The following is a 1,455-nucleotide window of genomic DNA, read 5'->3' as shown; positions in this document are numbered from 1 at the left end:
TTAGAACCGAGCCGTCCTCATATCTCTTCAGAAAATAGAACACGGGCTACCGCCCGTATGGGTCGGTAGCTCAGGTGGTTAGAGCGCACGCCTGATAAGCGTGAGGTCGGAGGTTCAAGTCCTCCTCGACCCACCATCGCATCTGCAGTGCAGAACCCTTTTGGGGCCTTAGCTCAGCTGGGAGAGCGCCTGATTTGCATTCAGGAGGTCAGGAGTTCGATCCTCCTAGGCTCCACCATAAATTCTCTTGTCCCCTCCGATCCGAAAGGATTAGAAGAAGACATGAAGATTTGTGCGATCACAATGGTTTACCGAGATTACTGGGCGTTATCACAATGGTACGCACATTATTCACGACACCTTGGTTCGGAACATATTTATATTGTGGCCCACGGTCATGACGCAAAGGTTGCTGAACTTTGCCCTCGGGCAAACGTGATCACGGTTCCTCGGGATGACCTGTCCGGTTTTGATCGCGTTCGTGGGCATCTACTCAACGGATTGCAGGACGGACTTGGCGCTTTGTATGATTGGGTTATCCGGACTGACGCGGATGAGTTGATCTGCTTGGATCCTGAGCGCTTCGCGGATTTCGAAAGCTTGTTCGCTGCGCAGCATAGGGCTGACGCTCTGTTCGCTTTGGGCCTTAACCTGGTTGAGGATATCAGAGACGCAGAGGTACCAGAGGGCGCAAACGTCTTTGCCCATCGGCGAAGCGCGGTTTTCTCGGGCCACTACAGTAAAGCTTGGGCGGTAAAACGCAGTACGCATCTTGTGCGTCACGGCATCGAAGTTTCCGCAGATCATTTAGCGGACACGGCGTTCACCCTGCCGAAAGGCGTCTACTTGGTTCACCTCAAATACGCGAACATAGCGGCTTTGAGTTTAGCCAATCAGCATCGCACCGAAATTGCTAATAGGCCAGAAAACGGTCTCCCTGGTAAGATCTGGTCGCAGGCAACTGCGGACGCTGAACGCTTCTACGATCGGATAGAGACGCTGACCGAGTTGGAATGGAAGCGCGCACGGACGAAAGCTTACCGCACCATCAACCGCAACCCAGTAAGGGATGCGCAATTGAATGTGCTTCGCGCTAGATCGGTTAACTTCGAGTATCGCACACACCTGCCTGACTGGTTCAAAGACAGCTGATAGATTAGATCAGCAAGAGCGCTACGGCGCTTTTGCTCGTCCAATCTGGACGTTTGCGTGACATCCTCGGATGCACGTGATTGACATCGTAAAGAGAGATACTAACAACATGTTTGATCGCCCCGCGTTAGGGGATGATCTCGGTTGCTGCCCTTTTGGGCCGGTGTTTGAAAGGCTGTTTCCTCGGCCTATCAGACATATCGCGACTGAAACGGATATGTTGTCCAAGTCAAGTACACTAACCAGAGCGATGACGCGGACCTCCTGCACGGACGGTTCGCTATCTGCATCGCTCATTGTCCA

Annotated in this window: 1 protein-coding gene and 2 tRNA genes; all 3 read left to right on the top strand. The window is 52.8% G+C overall.

Annotated features, from left to right (window positions below; genetic code table 11):
- The first annotated feature begins 59 nt into the window (after positions 1 to 59).
- The 3 genes from BLS57_RS19545 (at position 60) to BLS57_RS19535 (ending at position 1,152) form a co-directional block, all read left to right on the top strand.
- Positions 60 to 136 (top strand) — tRNA-Ile (locus BLS57_RS19545).
- 26 nt (positions 137 to 162) lie between these two features.
- A tRNA-Ala gene (locus tag BLS57_RS19540) sits at positions 163 to 238 on the top strand.
- A 44-nt stretch (positions 239 to 282) separates the two neighbouring features.
- Positions 283 to 1,152 carry a glycosyltransferase family 2 protein gene (locus BLS57_RS19535; protein WP_093744255.1) on the top strand — a complete coding sequence of 290 codons (870 nt, stop codon included), beginning with the start codon at positions 283 to 285 and terminating at the stop codon, positions 1,150 to 1,152.
- The last annotated feature ends 303 nt before the right edge of the window (positions 1,153 to 1,455 follow it).

It is taken from the genome of Sulfitobacter delicatus (assembly GCF_900102535.1).
In the GTDB taxonomy this organism is placed as follows: domain Bacteria; phylum Pseudomonadota; class Alphaproteobacteria; order Rhodobacterales; family Rhodobacteraceae; genus Sulfitobacter; species Sulfitobacter delicatus.
Note: the sequence above shows the minus strand (reverse complement) of the source record. Positions and strands in the feature narration are given on the sequence as shown.